Origin of the sequence: Hoeflea sp. AS60 (genome assembly GCF_038900115.1) — a bacterium.
Taxonomy (GTDB): Bacteria; Pseudomonadota; Alphaproteobacteria; order Rhizobiales; family Rhizobiaceae; genus Hoeflea.
In genome coordinates this window covers 1,381,366-1,401,673 of record NZ_JBBMQP010000001.1, presented here as the reverse complement: position 1 = coordinate 1,401,673, position 20,308 = coordinate 1,381,366, and the positions used below count along the sequence as shown (strand labels likewise).

General features: G+C 61.7%; 17 protein-coding genes. 3 read left to right on the top strand and 14 right to left on the bottom strand.

Going from position 1 to position 20,308, the window contains the following annotated elements; genetic code table 11:
- Positions 1–41: 41 nt before the first annotated feature.
- The 9 genes from WNZ14_RS06465 to WNZ14_RS06425 all read right to left on the bottom strand — a co-directional run bounded on the left by WNZ14_RS06465 (position 42) and on the right by WNZ14_RS06425 (position 8,936).
- On the bottom strand, positions 42–1,121 hold the full coding sequence (locus WNZ14_RS06465; RefSeq protein WP_342867756.1) for a dipeptidase: 1,080 nt from the start codon (positions 1,119–1,121) through the stop codon (positions 42–44).
- Between the two features lie 181 nt (positions 1,122–1,302).
- Positions 1,303–2,304: a putative sulfate exporter family transporter gene (locus tag WNZ14_RS06460; protein ID WP_342867755.1), complete on the bottom strand. Its 1,002-nt coding sequence runs from the start codon at positions 2,302–2,304 to the stop codon at positions 1,303–1,305.
- Positions 2,305–2,509: 205 nt separating this feature from the next.
- The gene (locus tag WNZ14_RS06455; protein WP_342867754.1) at positions 2,510–3,505 is read right to left on the bottom strand and encodes an alcohol dehydrogenase catalytic domain-containing protein; all 996 of its coding nucleotides are present in this window, start codon (positions 3,503–3,505) and stop codon (positions 2,510–2,512) included.
- A complete protein-coding gene (locus WNZ14_RS06450; protein ID WP_342867753.1) occupies positions 3,502–4,260 on the bottom strand; it encodes an SDR family oxidoreductase in 759 nt (252 codons plus the stop codon). The genes WNZ14_RS06455 and WNZ14_RS06450 overlap by 4 nt, the downstream gene beginning before the upstream one ends.
- Before the next feature lies 1 nt (position 4,261).
- Complete coding sequence (gene hisD, locus WNZ14_RS06445; protein ID WP_342867752.1) at positions 4,262–5,578, bottom strand: histidinol dehydrogenase; 1,317 nt, start codon at positions 5,576–5,578, stop codon at positions 4,262–4,264.
- Positions 5,579–5,591: 13 nt separating this feature from the next.
- The gene (locus WNZ14_RS06440) at positions 5,592–6,920 is read right to left on the bottom strand and encodes a TRAP transporter large permease (RefSeq protein ID WP_342867751.1); all 1,329 of its coding nucleotides are present in this window, start codon (positions 6,918–6,920) and stop codon (positions 5,592–5,594) included.
- A gap of 9 nt (positions 6,921–6,929) precedes the next feature.
- Positions 6,930–7,445, bottom strand: a complete 516-nt coding sequence (locus tag WNZ14_RS06435; RefSeq protein ID WP_342867750.1) for a TRAP transporter small permease — start codon at positions 7,443–7,445, stop codon at positions 6,930–6,932.
- 112 nt (positions 7,446–7,557) lie between these two features.
- Positions 7,558–8,709 (bottom strand): TRAP transporter substrate-binding protein, encoded by a 1,152-nt coding sequence (locus tag WNZ14_RS06430; protein ID WP_342867749.1) that lies wholly within the window; start codon positions 8,707–8,709, stop codon positions 7,558–7,560.
- Positions 8,706–8,936, bottom strand: coding sequence for a hypothetical protein (locus tag WNZ14_RS06425; protein WP_342867748.1), 231 nt, complete (start codon positions 8,934–8,936; stop codon positions 8,706–8,708). Before WNZ14_RS06425 ends, WNZ14_RS06430 begins: the two co-directional genes overlap by 4 nt.
- Positions 8,937–9,048: 112 nt before the next feature.
- Here WNZ14_RS06425 and WNZ14_RS06420 point away from each other — a divergent pair, with 112 nt between their 5' ends.
- Entirely contained in the window at positions 9,049–10,077 is a 1,029-nt protein-coding gene (locus WNZ14_RS06420) for a LacI family DNA-binding transcriptional regulator (protein WP_342867747.1), read from the top strand.
- 22 nt (positions 10,078–10,099) lie between these two features.
- Here WNZ14_RS06420 and WNZ14_RS06415 read toward each other — a convergent pair whose 3' ends face one another.
- From WNZ14_RS06415 to WNZ14_RS06405, 3 genes are read right to left on the bottom strand one after another with little or no spacing between them, the layout of a single operon-like run.
- Complete coding sequence (locus tag WNZ14_RS06415; RefSeq protein WP_342867746.1) at positions 10,100–13,483, bottom strand: error-prone DNA polymerase; 3,384 nt, start codon at positions 13,481–13,483, stop codon at positions 10,100–10,102.
- The gene (locus WNZ14_RS06410; protein WP_342867745.1) at positions 13,480–15,006 is read right to left on the bottom strand and encodes a DNA polymerase Y family protein; all 1,527 of its coding nucleotides are present in this window, start codon (positions 15,004–15,006) and stop codon (positions 13,480–13,482) included. The genes WNZ14_RS06415 and WNZ14_RS06410 overlap by 4 nt, the downstream gene beginning before the upstream one ends.
- Positions 14,990–15,901, bottom strand: coding sequence for a hypothetical protein (locus WNZ14_RS06405; protein ID WP_342867744.1), 912 nt, complete (start codon positions 15,899–15,901; stop codon positions 14,990–14,992). Before WNZ14_RS06405 ends, WNZ14_RS06410 begins: the two co-directional genes overlap by 17 nt.
- A 196-nt stretch (positions 15,902–16,097) precedes the next feature.
- Here WNZ14_RS06405 and WNZ14_RS06400 point away from each other — a divergent pair, with 196 nt between their 5' ends.
- A complete protein-coding gene (locus WNZ14_RS06400; protein WP_342867743.1) occupies positions 16,098–16,742 on the top strand; it encodes a hypothetical protein in 645 nt (214 codons plus the stop codon).
- A gap of 52 nt (positions 16,743–16,794) precedes the next feature.
- Here the strand turns inward: WNZ14_RS06400 and WNZ14_RS06395 are convergent, their stop codons facing one another.
- Positions 16,795–18,321, bottom strand: coding sequence for an altronate dehydratase family protein (locus WNZ14_RS06395; protein ID WP_342867742.1), 1,527 nt, complete (start codon positions 18,319–18,321; stop codon positions 16,795–16,797).
- Between the two features lie 73 nt (positions 18,322–18,394).
- Here WNZ14_RS06395 and WNZ14_RS06390 point away from each other — a divergent pair, with 73 nt between their 5' ends.
- Complete coding sequence (locus WNZ14_RS06390; RefSeq protein WP_342867741.1) at positions 18,395–19,129, top strand: GntR family transcriptional regulator; 735 nt, start codon at positions 18,395–18,397, stop codon at positions 19,127–19,129.
- A 32-nt stretch (positions 19,130–19,161) separates the two neighbouring features.
- On the opposite strand, the gene WNZ14_RS06385 is transcribed toward WNZ14_RS06390, so the two are convergent.
- The gene (locus tag WNZ14_RS06385) at positions 19,162–20,190 is read right to left on the bottom strand and encodes an aldo/keto reductase (RefSeq protein ID WP_342868529.1); all 1,029 of its coding nucleotides are present in this window, start codon (positions 20,188–20,190) and stop codon (positions 19,162–19,164) included.
- Positions 20,191–20,308 lie beyond the last annotated feature (118 nt).

Genomic DNA, 20,308 nt, shown 5'->3' with positions numbered 1-20,308 from the left:
AAATTCTTATGCTGGTATCTCCGATAGTGGTGGCGTCGCGCTCACGCCCCCCACGTCCTCTCCAGCAATGCAATCCAGTTCTTGCGGGCGATCTTTTCGATCAGCTCTTCGCCATATTGATGCTCGCGCATCTGCCCGATCAACGCCTGAACGCCGGTGACGTCGCCGATGACGTCGGGCAATTCGGCACCGTCGAAATCTGAGCCGAAACCGACATGGTCCTCGCCGAGCTTAACGACGAGATAATCGAGATGACGCATCACCGGGTCCCAGCCGCAATCGGTTGCCTTGCGGCCATCCTCGCGCAGGAACACGGTGGCGTAGTTGAGGCCGACCATGCCGCCGCTTTCGCGGATCATGGCCAGCTGCCGGTCGGTCAGGTTGCGGGTCGATTGGGTGACAGCGTGAGCGTTGGAATGGGTCGCGACAAGCGGCGCATCCGAGAGGCTGGCGACATCATTGAAGCCTCTCTCGTTGAGATGCGAGAGGTCGATAATGATCCTGAGCTCGTTGCAGGCCCTGACCAGATCCTTGCCGGCGTCGGTCAGGCCCGGTCCGGTGTCGGGGTCGCCGGGGAAGCGGAACGGGACGCCGTGGCCGAAGACGGTCGGGCGGCTCCAGACAGGACCGATCGAGCGCAGGCCCATGGCGTGGAAGGCAAAAAGCGCATCGAGATCCGGGCCGATAGCCTCGGCCCCTTCCATGTGCATGATCGCGGCGATGGTTCCGGTTTCCATGCAGGCGCGGAGATCGGCTGAACTGCGACAGATCTTGAGCGCACCTTTGGAGGCCCGCTCCATCCACATCAGGTGCCCGGCCATCGTGAGCGCGGTGACCTGGGTCTGGTCCGCTGTCATCAGGTCCGGTAGCGGCAGATCATAGGGCGGCGCGTCCATCATCGCCTGATAGTCCGGCGCGTTCTCTTCATGTGGCGAGGGAAGGTAGATGGCGAAAAAACCACCTGCGAAACCGGCCTTCTGCATGCGCGGCAGGTCGAGATGGCCGGCGCCATCGCCCTCGAGCCAGATTTCATCGCGTTGCATTGGCGCGTTGAGGAGGCGAAGCAGAAAATCATTATGGCCGTCGAAGAATGGAATGGCGGCCATGGTTTGCTCTTTCATATCTTGCTCGGTCTAATTTCGCGGCTTTACAGCGGCGGAAAAGTCATGTGCCGCGATTGCATGGCCAGGGACCGGGGTGCCCAGACTGGCCGTTGATGAAAAGTCGACAGGATCTATCGCGGCATCTTTGTCCGCAAGAGCCTGTCCGGTCAACAGGCCAGGCTCCGGATCACGCTCAGCATCAGACCCCGGCAAGTCCCGTGGCAACTGCCGCCCAGGCGAGCCCCAGCAGGAAAACCGTTTCCGCGACGACAACCGCCACATGGCGCCATCCCAGATCCAACATGGCTTTCATGTTGGTGCGCACGCCAAGGGCGGAAATTGCGATCACCAGCAGCCAGGAGGATGCGTCGACCAGCAGGGCTGCGATCTGGGCCGGGATCAGTCCGGTGCTGTTGGCGATGGTCACCGCAGCGAAGCCTACAACGAACAGTGGAAGGCGAACCTGTGAAAATCCGCTTCCACCACGGGCCGTCGATAGTGCGACGATGATCAAGACCACCGGCAAAAGCGTCACGCGCAGCAATTTGACGATGGTCGCCGTGTCGCCGGCTTCGGTCGAGATCGAGTAGCCGGCACCGACCACCTGCGCCACGTCGTGGACCGTTGCGCCAATGAGAAAGCCGCTTTGCGCGTCGCTCAGCCCGGCAAGGCCGAACAGCACTGGATAAATGATCATGGCGATGGTCGACAGCGTGGTGACCGCCACGACCGTGAAAAGCACGTTGCGCTCGGTCTTGTCGTTGCCGGGAATCACCGCAGCCAGGGCAAGTGCCGCCGAAGCGCCGCAGATCGCCACCGCGCCACCGGTGAGGATGGCGAAGCGCCAGCCACGCGAAAACAGCTTTGCGCAGATGAAGCCGAAGCCGATGGTCAGCGCCATAAGGCTCGCCACCGTCACAAGTCCGGAGGTTCCTATCCCGGCAATATCGCCCAGCGTAATGCGCGCTCCAAGCAGCACGATGCCGAGGCGCAGCAGCGTTTTCGAGGCAAAGACGACGCCTTCTGCCGTGCGCTCCTGATCCGCCATGAAATTGAAGGCCATGCCGATCAACAGCGCGAACAACATCACCGGTGCGGCGTAGTGTTCGGAGAGGAACTTCGCCGCCGCAGCGATTGTCAGAGCCAGCAGGAGGCCGGGGAAAAGGCTTCTCGTGCGCGCCGGTAAATCGGAAATGGCCATGAATTCAGCTCCGTCAGAAGGGTATGCTCATAAGAATTGACGCCCGGACATCGGCGCCCGGGCAGAAGACTTCAATCGTTCCGCGTTTCATGCGGGCTTGCCGGGTCTTGTCGTCGACGGGCTAACGGATCGCTATGCCCAGGCTGCAGGTGGCAATAGATCCAAGAAACATCGGTCCTGGGCTGGTTTCCCGCCGGTCTCCCGATCAGGGCTTGAGAATGATCTTGGGTGCTGCAGCCCGCCCGGCGAGAATATCGGCAAAGGCTTCAGCTCCATCCTCCAGCGCGCGAACCTCGGCCCACTCAAGTTGCCCGAGACGTCCGTCGAAGATGGCCTCTGCCGTTTCGCGAAAGTCCTCCGGCGTATAGGTGTAGGCTCCGATGAAGGTGATTTCCTGCAGCGTCAGACGGCGGATATCGAGGCCTGCGGACGCGTCTCCCAGGCCAATGTGCACAATCACGCCACCCGGACGTGCGGCGCGGCTCGCTGTTGCCCGGGTCGCGGCAAACCCGACGCCGTCGATCACCAGATCGTATCCACCGACCGCCTCCGCCATGACATCGTCGGGCGTTGCGATCGTGAAATTCCCGGCCGATTTCAAGGCAGGAACCCGGCGCTGATTGGCTTCGCTGATGGTGATATCGCCCGCACCGTTGGCGCTCAGCGCCAAAGCGGCACCGAGGCCGATTGCACCGCCGCCAATGACAAGGCATCGGGCTTCGGTTAGAGGAAGGTCAAGCGTTTGCGCACCTAGCCGCACCGCATGCCAGCCACAGGCCAAAGGTTCGGCGAGACAGGCTTTTTCAAAGGACACGTTGTCCGGCATCTCGACCAGGTTGTCCGCCGGAATGGCAATGTACTCGGCAAAGGCGCCCTGACGCGGCACCATCGACAGGATCTGCCGCTGCGGGCACAAATTGTTGCGCCCGCTCTTGCAGGCCCGGCATTGGCCGCAGGTGGCGAGCGGGTTGACCGTAACCCGCCGACCGGTGCCGGGGCCTTCGACAACGACGCCGGCTGCCTCGTGCCCGAGGATCAGGGGTGCCGGCCTGCGCTCGTCATGACCGAGATAGGCATGCATGTCGGAGCCGCAGATGCCGACAGCCTCAACGCGGACCATGCATTCTCCCAAGGGGACTGCGGGATCAGGCTCGTCACGATAGGCAAGGCTTTCGCGCGCGGTATAGACAAGGGCTTTCATTTGGCGGTGTAGCCTCCGTCGACAAAGAGGAGCTGGCCGGTCACATAGACCGAGGCGTCAGACGCCAGAAACAGCAGCGGCCCCTCGATGTCGGCCATCTCGCCATTGCGGCCAATGCAGGTCGAAGCCGCATGCCTGGCAGAGACTTCCGGGTCGGCAAACACCGGTCCGGTCAGCTCGGTGTTGAAAAACCCTGGCGCCAGCGCATTGGCGTTGATGCCGTCGCGTGACCAGGCCTCAGCCATGGCGCGGGTCATCTGCTCCACCCCGCCCTTGGAGGCGCCATAGGCAATGCCGTTGGTGAAGGCGCGGCGCGATTGCAGCGAGGCAAAATTGATGATCCGGCCCCAGCGCTTCTCACGCATTGCGGGAACAAGTGCCTGGGCCAGGAAGAACGGAACCGTGAGGTTGAGCGCGAGAGTGTTTTCCCATCCTTCCGGCGTGACCTGATCCGCCGACTGGCGCAAATTGAGCCCTGCGGCATTGACCAGAATATCGGGCGCGCCGAACGGCTCGGAAGCCTTGGCCACTATGCCAGCGATATCCGCGCCGGGAGCCAGGTCGGCGGCAAGGGCAGCCGTTTCGCCATCGGTTTCAGCGCGCCACTGATCAAGTGACTCGGCACGGCGCGCGAGCCCCACAACCTGGGCGCCCGCGTTGGCCAGGAAGGTCGCGGCCGCGCGGCCAAGACCGGAACTAGCCCCGGTCACAAGAGCGACACGGCCCTTGAGACCGAACAAAGCATCGTGACCCATGTCAGATATCCTGATCTGTCCCCACGAGATCAAAATTCTCGCCGGGGAAGTATTTCCTGAGGCGGATATCAGCGGTGCGGGCATGACCTTCCATGCCTTCAAGCCGCGAGATCCGAGCGGTTGCCTCGGCGATCGGCTTGGCGCCTTCGCGGGTGGCGCGCTGCCAGGTAACGATCTTCATGAACTTGTGCACCGAGAGCCCGCCAGTGTAGCGCGCAGCCCCAGAGGTCGGCAACACGTGGTTGGTGCCCGAGGCCTTGTCGCCGAATGCCACCGTGGTTTCCTCGCCGAGGAACAGCGAGCCATAACAGCCAAGGCGGTTCAGCCACCAATCGGTGTCGGCAGCCTGGACGGTGAGATGTTCTGGTGCGTACTCATCGGAGGTCGCGGCCATTTCCTCGCGGTTGTCGCAGAGAATGACCTCCGCAAAATCGCGCCAGGCGGCGGCAGCGTTGTCGCGGTTGACCTCAGGCAGGGTGGATATCAGTTTCGGCACCAGCGTCATTACGGTTTCAGCGAGCGCGCGATCATCAGTGACAAGCCAGACCGGCGAATTGTAGCCATGCTCGGCCTGACCGACGAGATCGGCGGCAACGATTTCCGGATCTGCGTCCTTGTCAGCCAGAATCAGGCTGTCAGTGGGACCTGCGAACATGTCGATGCCGACGCGGCCAAACAGGATGCGCTTGGCTTCGGCGACAAACTGATTGCCGGGCCCGACGAGAATGCCCGAGGCGGGCACATCGAAAAGTCCAAAAGCCATCGAGGCAACGCCCTGCACACCGCCCATGGCGAGAATGCTGTCGGCACCACATATATCGGCTGTGTAGAGGATGGCCGGATGGACGCCGACATCGGGGCGTGGAGGCGAGCAGACGGTGATGTGCTTGCAACCGGCCACCTTTGCAGTGGTCACAGTCATGATAGCAGAGGCAACATGGCTGTAGCGGCCGCCCGGCACGTAGCAGCCCGCGGCGTCGATGGGGATGGTCTTCTGACCGGCAACCAAGCCGGGCACGATCTCGATTTCGATGTCGCTGAGGGTGCTTTTCTGCGCTTCGGCAAACTTGCGCACATTGTCATGGGCGAAGCGGATGTCGTCCTTGATCTTCTGCGGCAGTTTAGCTGCGGCAGCCTCGATTTCCTCGCGGGTGACGACGATGTTGCCGGTGTAGCGGTCGAACTTTTCGGCGTAGCTGCGCGCAGCCGCCTCACCGCCAGTTTCGATCTCGTCGAGGATGGCCTGGACGGTGTCACGAACGGACCCGGAATCGGAGGTCGAGGTTTTGGCGGCTTTCTTGAGATAGGTACGGGACATTTCCCCGGTCCTCCTATTGATAGATTGCGGGAAGCAAGGTGGTGGACAATGCCGGCACAAAGGCGATCACCAGCACCACGAGTAGCATGAAGAATACGAAGGGAATCGCCTGCCAGGCAATTCTCAGGATTGATTCCCCGGTAATGCCAGACACGACGAACAGATTGAGACCAAGCGGCGGGGTGATGAACCCGACACCGAGCGCGGTGATCATCATGATGCAGAACTGGATCTCGTTCATGCCGATGTTGTCGGCGAGCGGCTTTAGGATCGGCGCCAGGATGACGATGTTGGGCGTGGTCTCCATGACGCAGCCGGCAGCGATCAGGATGAAGATCATCATCAGGATGATAACTGTGGGGTCATCGCTGAGTGATGTTACAGCGCCAACAAATCCCTGCGGCACACCCATGATCGCCAGTGCCTGTGCCAGTGGCAGCGAGAAGGCGATGATCGGCAGGATCACGCCGACGACCTTGGCCGAACTGAGCAACATCGAGGGGAAGTCCGACAGCTTGAGCGTCTTGAGCAGGAAGCCCATGATGACGGTGACGATGACGGCTGTGGCGCCGGCTTCCGTCGGCGTCAGGCGTCCGGAGAAAATGCCATAAAAAATGATGCCGGGAACCAGGAAGGCGTACCAGCCCGATGCCAGGGTCTTGCCGAGATTGCTGCTCCATTCGGCGAACGTCATCGGTTCGCCACCCTCGTATTTGTAAATCCGGTTCACGACCAGATTGGTGATCAGGATCGAGGTCAGAATGCACAATCCCGGAATGAGGGCAGCCAGGAACAGGGTCGACGCGGAAATGCCGAGCACCAGACCGATGATGATGTAGGCAATCGAAGGCGGGATCAGAATGCCGGTGCAGGCGCCTGCTGCCACGAGGGCGCAAGCATAGGGGCGCGGGTAGCCACTCTCAACCAGCCGGTCGATGGTCATGCGGCCGACGGCGGCCGCGCCTGCGGCGTCTGAACCGGAGATCGCGGAAAACATGCCGCAGACCAGCACCGTGGCCGAGCCGAAACCACCCTTGGTCCAACAGGTCAGTGCTTCGGCGACATCCAGGAACTTTCGGCTCAGTCCGGTGCGCACCAGCACATCGCCGGTCAGCACAAATAGCGGTATGGCGGTAAGGGCAAAGGCATCGATGCCGTCAAACAGGGATTCGCCAACCAGCGACAGAGGCAATGCGCCGGACATGAGCAGCATGATGATCGCGGCCGAGCCGATAGCGGCCCAGACCGGAATGGCGAGTGCGCACAGAAGCGCAAAAATCAGGACGGGAGCGTAAAAATCCCATCCCAGTTCGACAGTGGCTAATTGCTGGTTCCACAACATGGTCTTGCCTCAATCAAATAGCTGGTTGCCTTCGAAGACGGGCTTGCCGGTTCGAAGCGCAATGACGTCATGGACGAAGGACTGGATCAGCCTCGCGATCAGCAACGTAAAGCCGACCGGCACAGCCATCAGAAACCAGACCATGGACACACGAAGGCCATGGCTGACGGAGCCAAATTTCCAGGAGACCATGACCGTTTCAAACGACCAGTAGAGCGCCACAAGCGAAACCGCCAACATGACGACATCGCCGAGAATGTAGATGAAGGCCTTGCCGCGCGGGCCGAGGTAATGAACGATCACGTCGATGCGGATGTGGGCGCGTTCGCGGACCGCGGATGCGGCCCCGATCCATGCGAGATAGATAAATGAATAGCGCACCACCTCCTCACCCCAGATGGACGAGTAGGCAAAGACCTCACGGCGGATGACTTCCACCGCCATTGTCACAACAAGCAGAACGTAAAAGACCAGCAAGGCCCAACGTTCAGCGTTTCTGTCCAGTGCTTTAAGAAATCCGGGCACGTCTATCCCCTCCTGCGTGATGCCGTCCGGCAAAACCGCGACTGTTCAAGCTGGCATGAAAGACCTGTTGCGGAAGCCGGCGCCCCTGTTGGAGCGCCGGCAAGCGCATGGTTCAGGCGTCGTGGACGTAGTAGCGGCCCATGGTGCTGGCCGCTTCGTCGAGCTTGGCGAAGACATCCATGGATCCGGCGAGCTCGACCTTGAACGTGTCCCATTCGGACTTCTGATAACCACCTGCATCCTGCCACATGGCAAGCTGATCCTGGCTCAGCGAATGGAATTCGACGCCGGACTTGCTGAGCTCCGACATGGCGTAAGCACGTGCGGCAGGAACCTTTGCGAGGTTCTGCTGGGCGGTAATCTCACCGGCAAACTCGATGCCCTGCTGCACGTCGGCAGGCAGACCGTTGAACCATTCAAGGTTCATCGAGAAGACCTGGCTGTCAGGCACCGCCTGGGTGAAGGTCACGTGGCTCAGGATATCCTTGAAGCCGAAGACGTAGAGAGCGCCGACGGACGGGTCAAGCGCATCTGCAACGCCCTGCTTGATCGCCGATGGGGTTTCACCCCAGGCCACCGGCGTCGGGTTGGCGCCGACCAGGCGGTAATATTGCTGCAGCATGGCAGAACCCGGCACGCGGAACTTGACGCCAGCCATATCGGCGGGGGTCATGACCGCGTTGCCACCCTGGCGAACAGCGACAACGCGCGGATCGATGACAACATAAAACAGCGGCTTGAAGCCTGCCGCCTCGATCTTCGGATGAACCTCGGACTTCCAGGCGTCAGACGTCACCAGATTGACGAACTTCTGGTTGGCGCCACAGAAATAGGGAAGGTTGATCAGGTCAGCTGCTGGCGCGAACGGCGCGAAATTGGACAGCGAATGCTGTGCCGCCTGAATGGTGCCGCTCTGCACCTTCTGAACCAATGCACCGCCGGCACCGAGCTGGCCACCAGGGGCAAGTTTGACGTAAACCTTGCCGTTGGTGGCGTTCTGAATGTTTTCCTTGAGGTCAAGCTGCATGATCGGATAGCTGCGCGACGCACCCAGAACATAGGCGGTGGCAATGGTCATGGTGTGCTCGGCAGCAGCCTGGCGGTCCTTTTCTTCCTTGGCGGTCTGGGCGACAGCCTCTTCGGACCACAAGGTGCCTGCAGCGCCGGCGACAAGCGCTGCGGTAAACGCACCCTTGCCGGTCAGCTTGAGAAAATTGCGCCTTTCGGCGGAGGCCAGTTCGTCTCTAAGGATCTTGTCTGTCATCGGGTTTCCTCCTCCCTATGCATTGCTGTGGATTCGTGGCCCTTCGTCTGCCCTTCGAGCAGAAGAATGCCAGCGACAAAGAAACTGCAGGAGATTGCAAGCACCAGCGCTTCGATCACATCGGACATGAACGCTGCGCGAAAGAATGCGCCAGCAACCACATCGGCGACGAACAACGCCATAAACAGGGCTGCCATCCAGAATGCCGGTTTTCCCGCTTGCGTCATGACCCCTCCCAAGGTTCCAACAATTACAAGTGTAAGCGCTTACATCGACCTATGCAAGCGTATACATCGTGCATTTTAGTTTTTCACGCTATAGTATGGGCGAAGAGGGGCAATGAACGAATTCACAAAACCAACACTGGATGATGTAGCGCGCGCGGCCGGTGTGTCGACGGCAACCGTGTCCCGCTGCCTGAACGCGCCGGACCGGGTGATCGCGCCAACGCGCGAGCGCGTGATGCTGGCGGTTGAAGCGCTGGGATACACGCCGGATTTTGGTGGCCGTGCGCTGGCCTCGCGGCGGACCAACACGGTTGGCGCCATCATTCCCACCATGGACAACGCGATCTTCGCGCGCGGACTGCAATCGTTCCAGGAGGCGCTTTCGAGATTCGGCAAGACCCTGCTGGTGGCAAGCTCGGGCTATTCGCCTGCGCGCGAGCGCGAACAGATCGAGGTGATGGCAGGCCGTGGTGTCGACGGGGTGTTGCTGATCGGTTCGGCGCGGCCCGAGAGCAGCGTCGAATTCCTGCGCCGCCGCGGCATTCCGTTTTTGGGTGCCTGGAACCTTGGCGGCGAGGACGGCTATTTCGTCGGCTTCGACAATCACGCCGCGGCCGCAGGGCTGACCAGGATGGTTCTCGACCAGGGCCACCGCCGCCTGGCGATGATTGGCGGTATCTCGCATATGAATGACCGCGCCGCCGACCGGATGGAAGGCGTGCGAGCCGCTGCCGAACTGGCTGGAATCAGAAGGGATCAACTGCCGGTGATCGAGGCCGCCTATACGTTTGAAGATGGTGCGCGGGCCTTTGGAGAACTGATGGCGCTTTCACCACGCCCGACAGCGGTGCTGTGCGGCAATGATGTGCTTGCGGTGGGCGCCATGCAAAAGGCGCGGGAACTTGACTTGCGGGTGCCGGAAGACGTTTCGATCACCGGCTTCGACGACATTGATCTCGCCGGCGTCGTCGATCCGAAACTGACCACCGTGCGGGTTCCGCACCTGCGCATGGGCGAGGCTGCGGCCGAGATGCTGATCAAGCTCATCAACAAGGAACCGGTCGAGCGGCGGGTCGAGATTCCGACTGCCATCGTCGAACGCGGAACACTTGGCCCGCCGCCAGCCGATCCGGTCGCGTAATCGAACCGGACTGATCTCGGCATCAATGAAAGTTCCTGCCTTTCGGCAAGGCGCGGCGCGCAGCCCGTGCGGTCACCAGGTCCTCAAGGTCGCGGCGCAGTTCCGGCGCATCGCGGATCAGCCTGACGATATTGGCGGAAGGCCTTCGCTCGCGGAGGCGCGAGTCCTCGGCCACCGGGCGGCGGACCTCGTCGGCATTGGCGAGACCGCCCATCTCGGTCGCCATGTCGGAAATCTGCGCCATCATCGGGGTGAGATCCTCGAGATACTCGGCCACGACATGGATGACGCCGTCCTCGTTCTGCAGCTTGCCGCGTACGCCGACGCAGCGGCTGCCGAGCACGATGGCGCGGAACTTCTCGAATACCTTGGGCCAGACGATGATGTTGGCGACGCCGGTCTCGTCCTCGATCGTTTCGAACACCACACCCTTGGCCGACCCCGGCCGCTGCCTGACCAGCACAAGGCCCGAGACCTTGACCACCTGTCCGCTGCGGATCTGCTCAAGGTCCGAATTGGGCCGGCAGCCGGAGCGGCTGAGCCTCTCGCGCAGGAAGGCCATAGGATGCGCCTTCAGCGACAATGACAGCGACTGGTAATCGTTGATCACCTGCTCGCCGAGCGGCATGGGTGGCAGATCGACATCGGGTTCCTTCTGCAGATCGTGGCTGTCGGCAAGGGCAAACAACGGCAGCCGTTCGGCGCTCGAGAGCGGATCGAGCGCCTTGACGGCCCACAGTGCGTCGCGGCGATCCAGCCCGATGGAGCGGAAGCAATCCGCCTCGGCCAGCTGTTCGATTGCGCGGCGCGGCAGGCCGGAGCGCATCCACAGATCGCGGACACTGTCATAACCGCGCCCTCGCCTTTGCATGAGTTGCTCAGCCTCCGCCGCACCGAAGCCCTTGACGTGCTGCAGCCCCAGCCGCACTGCGTGGCTGTGCTTCATCACGCCTTTCATCTCGCGATGCCTGCCTGAGAGCGGCTGCGGCGCGGCGTCCGGCTCCAGCGTGGCGTTCCAGTCCGAGCAGTTGATATCGACGGCGCGGATCTCGACGCCATGCTCGCGGGCATCGCGGACAAGCTGGGCGGGGGCATAGAACCCCATCGGCTGGGAGTTGAGGATGGCGGCGCAGAAGACATCCGGATAGTGGCATTTGAGCCAGCAGGAGACATAGACAAGAAGCGCAAAACTCGCCGCATGGCTTTCGGGGAAGCCATATTCGCCAAAGCCCTCGATCTGGCGGAAACAATGCTCGGCAAACTCGCGCTCATAGCCATTCTTGAGCATGCCCTCGACCATCTTGGTCTGAAACGAGCCGATGGTGCCGACACGGCGGAAGGTCGCCATGGCGCGGCGCAACTTGTCGGCCTCGCCGGGCGAGAAACCGCCCGCAACAATGGCGATGTTCATCGCCTGCTCCTGAAACAGCGGCACGCCCAGCGTCTTGCCAAGCACCTTCTCAAGCTCCTTCTTGGGGAAGGAGACCGGTTCCTTGCCCTGCCGGCGTCGCAGATAGGGGTGCACCATGTCGCCCTGGATCGGCCCGGGGCGCACAATCGCCACCTCGATAACCAGATCGTAATAGCAGCGCGGCTTCAGCCGCGGCAGCATCGACATCTGTGCCCTGCTTTCGATCTGGAAAACGCCGATGGTGTCGGCGCGGCAGATCATGTCATAGGTGGACACATCCGCGTCGGGCAGCGAGGCCAGGGTTTCCGGACGGTCGTAATGGGTCGCGAGCAGGGTGAGGGCCTTGCGAATGCAGGTCAGCATGCCGAGCGCCAGCACGTCGATCTTGAGCATGCCGAGGCTTTCGAGATCATCCTTGTCCCATTCGACAATGGTGCGGTCCTCCATCGCCGCATTCTCGATCGGGATCAGCGAGGAGAGCTTGTCGCGGGTGATGACGAAGCCGCCGACATGCTGGGAGAGATGGCGCGGAAAGCCTATGATCTGGCTCGCGAGATCCAACATTTGCGCCAGGTGCTTGTCGGATGGATCAAGCCCGGCGCGGCGCGCATCCTCAACGTCAACCTCGCGCGACCAGCCGCCCCATTTGGTGCCGGAAATGGCGCTGATCGCATCGTCTGACATGCCGAACACCTTGCCGACCTCGCGGATGGCCGAGCGGGCGCGATAGGTGATCACGGTGGCGGCCAGTCCTGCCCGCTCGCGCCCATACTTCGAGTATATGTACTGGATCACCTCCTCGCGCCGCTCATGCTCGAAATCGACATCAATGTCGGGCGGCTCGTTGCGCTCTTCGGAGATAAAGCGCTCGAACAGAAGGTCGACCTTGCCAGGATCGACCTCGGTGATCTCTAGGCAATAGCAGACGGCGGAATTTGCGGCCGAGCCGCGTCCCTGGCAGAGAATCTTTTGCGAGCGGGCGAAGCGGACGATGTCATAGACGGTGAGAAAATAGGGCGCGTAATCGAGTTTCTTGATGAGCCTCGTCTCATGCGCGATGGCTTTCAGCACCTTCTCAGGCGCGCCATCGGGGTAACGTTTCGTGAGGCCTATGGCGGTGAGCTTTTCCAGCGCCTCCTGCGCGGGTAACGCGTCCTGCCCGAGTTCCTCGAACATCGGCGCGTCGGGATATTGATAGCGCAGTTCATCGAGCGAAAACCGGATCCGCCTGAACAGCGTGGCCGCTTGCGCAACTGCCGCCTCGTAGCCTTTGAACAGATGCAGCATGTCGGCGTGCGATCTCAGATAGCGTTCGGCATTGGCTTGAAGCCGGGCGCCTATGGTGGCCAGCGTCCTGCCTTCGCGGATGCAGGTCAGCACATCCTGCAGCGGGCGGCGCTCGGGCGCGTGGTAGAGAACGTCGCCAATCGCCACCAGCGGCAGTCCGTGCTTGTGCGCCAGCCGGGCAAGCATTGCCATGTGGCGCTGGTCTGCGCTGCCATAGGTCCGCGAGACGGCAAGATGGAGATGATCGGGGAACGCGTCGCGCAACCGCTCCAGTGCGGAACTCAATCCCACCCCGGCTGCGCCAGCAGGCGCGACGACAGCCATCAGCAGGCCTTCGCCATGGGTCAATAGATCATCAAGCGTCAGATGGCATTCGCCCTTGGGGGCGCGGCGCTTGCCGGTGGTGAGCAACTCGCACAGATGGGCGTAAGCCGTGCGGTCCTCGGGCCAGACCAGAATGTCCGGCGTCCCGTCCATGAACACCAGCCGGCAGCCGGGCGCGTAGGCAAGGCCAGCCTCCTTCGCCGCCATATGGCCGCGAACAACGCCGGCCAATGAATTGCGGTCGGTGATGGCGATGCCGCCAAGACCAAGTCTTGAAGCCTGCACCACCAGTTCCTCGGCCTGCGATGCGCCGCGCAGGAAGGAGAAATTGCTGGCGGCGGCCAGTTCGACATAGGCCGGTCCGGGTGGAGCTCCCCCATTCATGCGAACAGCCCGTGCATGTACCAGGCAGGATCACTGGTCTCGCGCCCGTAAAGCCCATGGCGGAACATCCAGAAGCGGTAGCCCTGGCGATCCTCGACGCGGAAATAATCCCGCGTGCGGGCGCCGCGGCCATCGCGCCACCATTCGCAGGCAATACGCTCTGGACCTTCCGAGCGAGCAACCTCGTAGGAGACACCGCGCCAGCGGAACTTGAGCGGCGGCCCGTCGGGCACCTCGGCGATGGTTTGCATCAGTTCAGGCCTGTCGAACAGGATCAGCGGCCGGGTGATGATCTCGCCGGGAGCTTCCGGTATGAGCGCCAGCGCGGCATTGCCCGAGCCTGACCTGCTGCGCGCGCCAAGATGGGCGATCGGCTGACGGCCAAAGCTGCGCTCGGGGATATGGGTGTCGGCGAGCACGAAGCGCTGGACACGATCGAGACCAAGCCGCGCGCCGAGCCGGTCAACCAGGGCATCATGGCCCTGCTCGGCGGCGTGATGCGCCATCATCTCGGCCATCATCTCGGTCTGGGCACCTTCGAACGGATCGGCATGGACCACATCGAGCCGGATCAGGTCGAAGCCGAAGCCGGCGTCGAGATCATCATGCAGGCCGGCGATGCGTTCCTCGAACAGGCGGCGGATCATCTTTGCGTCGCGCAGGGGGCGGGCAGTCTGCACATCGAGGTGGCTGACATGGCCATCAACCCGGAACAGTCGCAGCCGGCAGCGGCGGAGGCCGAGGCCGCGCCGTTCCAGCGGTTCGATGATGCCTGCGGCGAGTGCCGCGATGACATGGCTGATTTCCTCCTGATGGGTCACCGGCTCGGCAAACCGGCGCTCGGTGGAGAGCTCCGCCACCGGCATGATCGGCGAAATCGCTTCCTCCTCACGGCCCAATGCCTGATCAAGCCGCTGCATCAACCGGGCACCAAAGCGGGCGGCCAGGGGGGCGCGCGGCATGCCGGCGATGCAGCCGATGGTCTTGAGGCCGACACGGCCAAGCGAGGCGACCATGGCGGGCGGCAGACGCAGGCCGCTCAGGCTCAGCGGCAGCACCGCCTCGGCGTGAGCACCCTCTGCAATGATCCGGTCCTGCCCGTAGCGCGCCATGGCCCAGGCAGCGCCCGGCGTATCGGCGAGACAGAGCCGAACATGAAAGCCCTGCGCGCGCAGCCTTGCCTCGAGATCGGCAATCATCGCCGCCTCGCCGCCCAGCAGATGGGCGCAGCCAGTGATGTCCATGAACAGGCCATGATCGCGCTCAGCCTCCGGGGCGGCATCCAGCGCCACGAGCGGCGTATAGCGTTCGCACCAGCCGGCAATTTTCAGGAGCAACGCCCGGTTAGACTCGTCATCTGCAGCATGGCAATCCAGATCAGGCACCAGCGCACGCGCATCGCTGAGCGTCTGGTTCAGCCGTATGCCACGGGCGCGGGCACGTTCATCCAACGCAACGATACGGATGGCATTCTTGACCGTATCGGTGACGACGACAGGCGGCGTCTCAGGATACGCGTCCAAAATCTTGTCTGCGATCCAGGACTTGCCCCATTTGGCCCGATGAATCGCGTCTGTTGGCAGGCGCGGGAAGGCGATCGAGAGAATGCGCTGGCGGGTTGGCGCCAGAGACGCGGTTTGAGGCTGGATGGGGAGCGGCATGGTTGAAACTTCTTACTTTGGGGTTCCAGGCTAAAAGCCATTGGCCGGTCCGTCCGGCGCGGTTGCGTTCCAGCGTGAGCGACAGCCGCATTGCCCCCACGCCACGTTCAAGACTGTCGTCCGCCCCGGACATTTCAGTGTTCACCCGCCAGCGCGTCGCTGCAGCGCTGGCCTCCTCCTCCCCGCTCTGGCGCAGGATCAGCGCCAGTACACCGCTACCCCGTGCACGCATCATCAGCCGCCGCGTCGCGGTGATGTCAAAGCGCGCCGGATTGCCCTTGATCTGAAAGATCAGCGCCGCCAGCCCGTTGCAGCCCGCCGCCTCGTCAGCCGCCCACATGGCGCCCTGCAGATCGCCCGGCTCGACGATCGTCATCGATGACGGATCCAGCCCGTACTGGGTAAGCCCTGCCGGGAAAAGCCCACCGCCATCGACCCGGGTGGCGGGATCGCTGACCCAGACAACGCCGCTGCGCCCACTGCGGTCAGCCTCAAGGGCGCGGGCCGCGAGCCCGAGCGCAAATCCCGCTGCCGCGCCGATGTCGCGCGCCAGGGCGCTGCGCACCTCATGCAAGCCGCCACAGACAAGCCCGCCCTCAAGACAGTGATCAACCGCGCTGGCGCCGAGTGCCAATGGTTGAGACGCTCCGGCGTCGCCAAGCGCCATCCCCCGGTGCGCCTGATACGCCTGGGCCTCATACGCGCGGGTGCGTTGCTTCAAGATATCGGTCGCGGTCTGCAGCCTCGAGAGACTCATGCTTGATCCATTATGTTCCTGTTATGTTCTATTTAACGCCAGAGTCGAGACGAGAGTCAATGAGCATTTCCTCAGATATGTTTTCGATGAAAATTGCGATCCGCCAAAATCAAGTGAGAGGCTGCAAATTGCTCCGTATGGAGCATGAAAAAGCTGCTAGTTTTGCGCAAGTCAACATCATGAAAGAAGCCAGGACATGATCTGCTTCACCGAAATGAAACCAGCCACATCTCGCTTCACCTGCCACGCTCTCGCCGGAATTCTTGCAGCTATCAGCCTGCTGACGCCTGCCTGTATCAAGGCTGCATCCGCAGAAGACACCAAGGACATGACACTCTCACTCGACCAGATCTTCTCGGTCGCAACGGGCGACTGGAACAAGGACAACGCGCAGGATGCGGTGGTCATGATCGAAACCAGCAACCAGGAATTCGATGTGCTGATTTATCTCACCGACGAGAACCATCGCCTGAAACTGCATGATTACGTCAAGAGCATGGTTTGGGGCGCCACCACCATGTACGGACAGGAACCATTTGTCTCCACAAGAGAAAATGGCTCACTCATGATCACCTCTCAGAACTCCGCAATTGGCCGCGACCGCTGGGAAGAAAACCTGACCATTGTCTATCGTCAAAACCGGTTCATTGTCGCCGGATTTTCCTACAGTTCTTACGACACGCTGGATCCCGATGGCGGTGGCTCATGTGATTTGAACCTGTTGACCGGCAAGGGCATCGTAAATGAAGAAGCAATCAAGTTTGACGCAAAGGCGCCTTCAATTCTCGCCTACGCCGATCAATCAGAAGGCTTGAGAAAACTCTGCGGCGTTCCTGAATAAGAAGCTGTCAGCGAGCCGACATATCCGGACTGATGCGCATTAAGCGCGATGATCACATCACCGCGCCCATTTGCCAGGGCACAAATTCGGCGCCGCCGAAGCCCAGTTCCTCGCTCTTGGTTTCCTCGCCGGACGCCACGCGCAGGAACAGCTCGAAAATCTCGCGGCCCTTGGCTTCAAGGCTGACAGCGTCAGTGATGATGTCGCCGCAATTGATGTCCATGTCTTCGGACATGCGGCCATACATTTCCGAGTTGGTGGCGAGCTTGATGCAGGGCGTCGGCTTGTAGCCTGACACCGAGCCGCGGCCGGTGGTAAAGGCAATCAGATTGGCGCCCGAGGCAATCTGCCCGGTTACTGAACAGGGATCGTAACCCGGTGAATCCATGAACACGAAGCCGCGCTCGGTGATCGGCTCGGCGAATTTGTAGACCTGGGTCAGCGGCGCAGTGCCGCCCTTGGCGACAGCTCCCAAAGATTTCTCAAGGATGGTGGTCAGGCCGCCCTTCTTGTTGCCGGGCGATGGATTGTTGTCCATCTCGCCACCATTGCGCGCGGCGTAATCTTCCCACCAGTGGATACGCTCGACGATCTTGGCGCCGACCTCGGGCGTCACGGCACGGCGGGTCAGCAGATGTTCTGCGCCATAGATTTCCGAGGTTTCCGACAGGATGGTGGTGCCACCATGGGCAACCAGCAGATCCGATGCAGCGCCGAGCGCCGGATTGGCGGTGATGCCCGAATAGCCGTCCGAGCCGCCACACTGCATGCCGATCATCAGATGCTCGAGCCCCGCAGGGGCGCGGGTGATCTTGTTGGCAACGGCTGCCATTTCCTTGAGCTGCTCGATACCGCGCTCGATTGTCTTGCGGGTGCCGCCCGACTGCTGGATCGTCATGTAGCGGAAATTGCCGTCGGCGCGCATGCGGCCACGACCGATCAGATCAGGCACCTGCATGACTTCGCAGCCAAGGCCCAGCAGCAGGATGCCGGCGAAGTTCGGGTTGCGGGCATAGCCCTGCAAAGTCCGGAACAAGGTGTCGTAGCCCTCGTCATTGCCTGACATGCCGCAACCGGTGCCATGCACGATCGGCACGATGCCATCGACATTCTCGAACTCATCAAGCCAGCCCTGCTTCTCCGATGCCTCGGCAATGAAGCGGGCGACTGACCCAGAACAGTTCACGGATGTCAGAATGCCGAGATAATTGCGGGTGCCGACAGATCCGTCGGCCCGGTGATAGCCCATGAAGTGGCGCTGTTCCGAGGGGACGGGAAGCGGCCGGACCTCGGTCGAGAATTCCTGCGCCTCGGCGTGGCCACCCATGCCAAGATTATGGACATGGACATGCTCGCCAGCTGCAATGGCGCGGGTCGCGATACCGATGGTCTGGCCATAGCGAATGACCTTTTCGCCCTCGGCAATCGGGCGTGTTGCGATCTTGTGTCCACGGGCCACTGATTCCGCAAGCGGGACATCAAGATCGGGAACGGTCGAACCCGTTGCCAGGTCCTTGAGCGCAATGATCACGTTGTCACTCGAATTGAGGCGGATTGTCTGGGGGAGATCATTTGTCATCGGCTAGAGCACTTCATGGTTGGAAAGCCGGAGTGCGGCTTGACAGGCGGGGAACTCTATCTAACATGTTAGTATGCCAGTCAGCGAGGGTAGTCCACTGCGAGACGTAAAAAACTCCCGGCCCGCGCTTAAGCCACTCAACGATTTCACCGGTTCACTCTCCCAGAAAGTCTACCTGTCGCTCAAGCAGGCAATCATGACGCTGACGTTCCGCCCAGGCGAGCTGATGCAGAAATCCGAAATCTGCAAGGAGCTCGGCGTCTCGCGCTCACCGGTTACCGAAGCCATGGCGCGGCTGGCGAGCGAGGGACTTGCTGACATCGTTCCGCAAGCTGGTAGCTATGTGACCCGGTTTTCAATGGCGGAGATCCGCGAGGGCGCCTTTCTGCGCGAGGCGCTGGAACTGGCCGCAGTAGAACTGGTCGCCGCCAGGATCACCGAGGAGCAACTGGTGTTGCTGCGGCGAAACCTGCGCATTCAGGAAGCGCTGATGCAAGACGGCGACACGGCGGGATTTTACCAGATGGACGCCGAGATGCACGAGCTGATCCTGTCGTTCACCGGCTACCGCCGGCTGGCGGCGCTGGCGGAGACATCCTGGATCCACGTCAACCGGGCCCGCCATCTCAACCTGCCGCTGCCGGGGCGGAAGAAGGCGACACTGGCCGAGCACAAGGCCATCGTTTCAGCATTGGAAGCGCATGACCCGGAAGCAGCACGCCAGGCCACGCAGCGTCATCTTGGCCAGTTGATCCGGCTGCTCGAGCCGCTGGTTGCCGAACGACCCGAGCTGTTCAGCAACAAATAGAGGCTCATACGCGAAGTCTGGACCTTACGGGATCAGGCTCCGACCGGCGCACCCTCGCGCATCAGCCCTTCGGCCTTCAAGTCTGCCCACAGCTCGGTCGGCATTTCCGCTGTCGCGGCGACGGCATTGGCGTCCATCTCGGCTACCCCCTGCCCGCCCGGAATGACCGAGACAACGACCGGATGCCGAAGCGGAAACTGGAAGGCCGCATCCACCATACGCACGGTATGGCGCTTGCAGACGGCTTCAATCCTGGCCACCTTTTCGAGAATATGCTGCGGCGCGAGGTCATAATTGTAGAACGCTCCCGGCCTTGGTCCGGTGGCAAGAATGCCCGAATTGTAAGGTCCGCCAATGATGATGCCGATGCCACGCTGTTCTGCCAGCGGAAGGAATGTCTCAAGCGCTTCCTGCTCCAGCAGCGTGTAACGGCCCGCCAGCAGGAACAGATCGAAATCACCGCGCTCGGTGAGCCATTGGCAGGATTGCCATTCATTGACGCCTGCACCAAAGGCCTTGATGACGCCCTGATCGCGCAAGGAGACAAGCGCCTTGTATCCGCCCGCCATCAGTTCCTCGAGTTTGGCGTCGCGCGCCGCCGCGCTGCCATGGGTAAACTGGTCAAGATCGTGGGCATAGAGGATATCGATACTGTCGACGCCAAGCCGCTCAAGCGAGACCTCGAGCGAGCGCATGACGCCGTCATAGCTGTAATCGTAGACTTCCTTGCGGGTCGGCACATCGAAGAACTTGCCCTCGCCTGTGCGTTCCTCTCCGGCTTCACACAGGCGCAAGAGCCTGCCGATCTTGGTCGAGAGGACATAGTCGCCGCGCGGCTTGCCCCGCAGAAACCTGTTGACCCGGGTTTCTGCGAGACCCAATCCATAGAGCGGGGCGGTGTCGAAATAGCGGACGCCGAGGTCCCATGCCCGGCTGAGCACAGCATGCGCCTCGTCGTCGCTGATCGCGCGATAGAGGTTGCCCAAGGGCGCGGTTCCGAAGCCAAGTTCGGTGAATGTCAGCCCGCCATTTCCGATCCGATCCCAGTGCCGTGTTTTCATCTGCATGCGTTCCTCCCTGTGCGGGCCGCAACCTAGCCGATCCTTTCCGTGATCGCATCCCCTCGCCATCACCTGGCCAGAATTTTCCAGTGGGATAAACTGGTCCATGGGCTAAAAG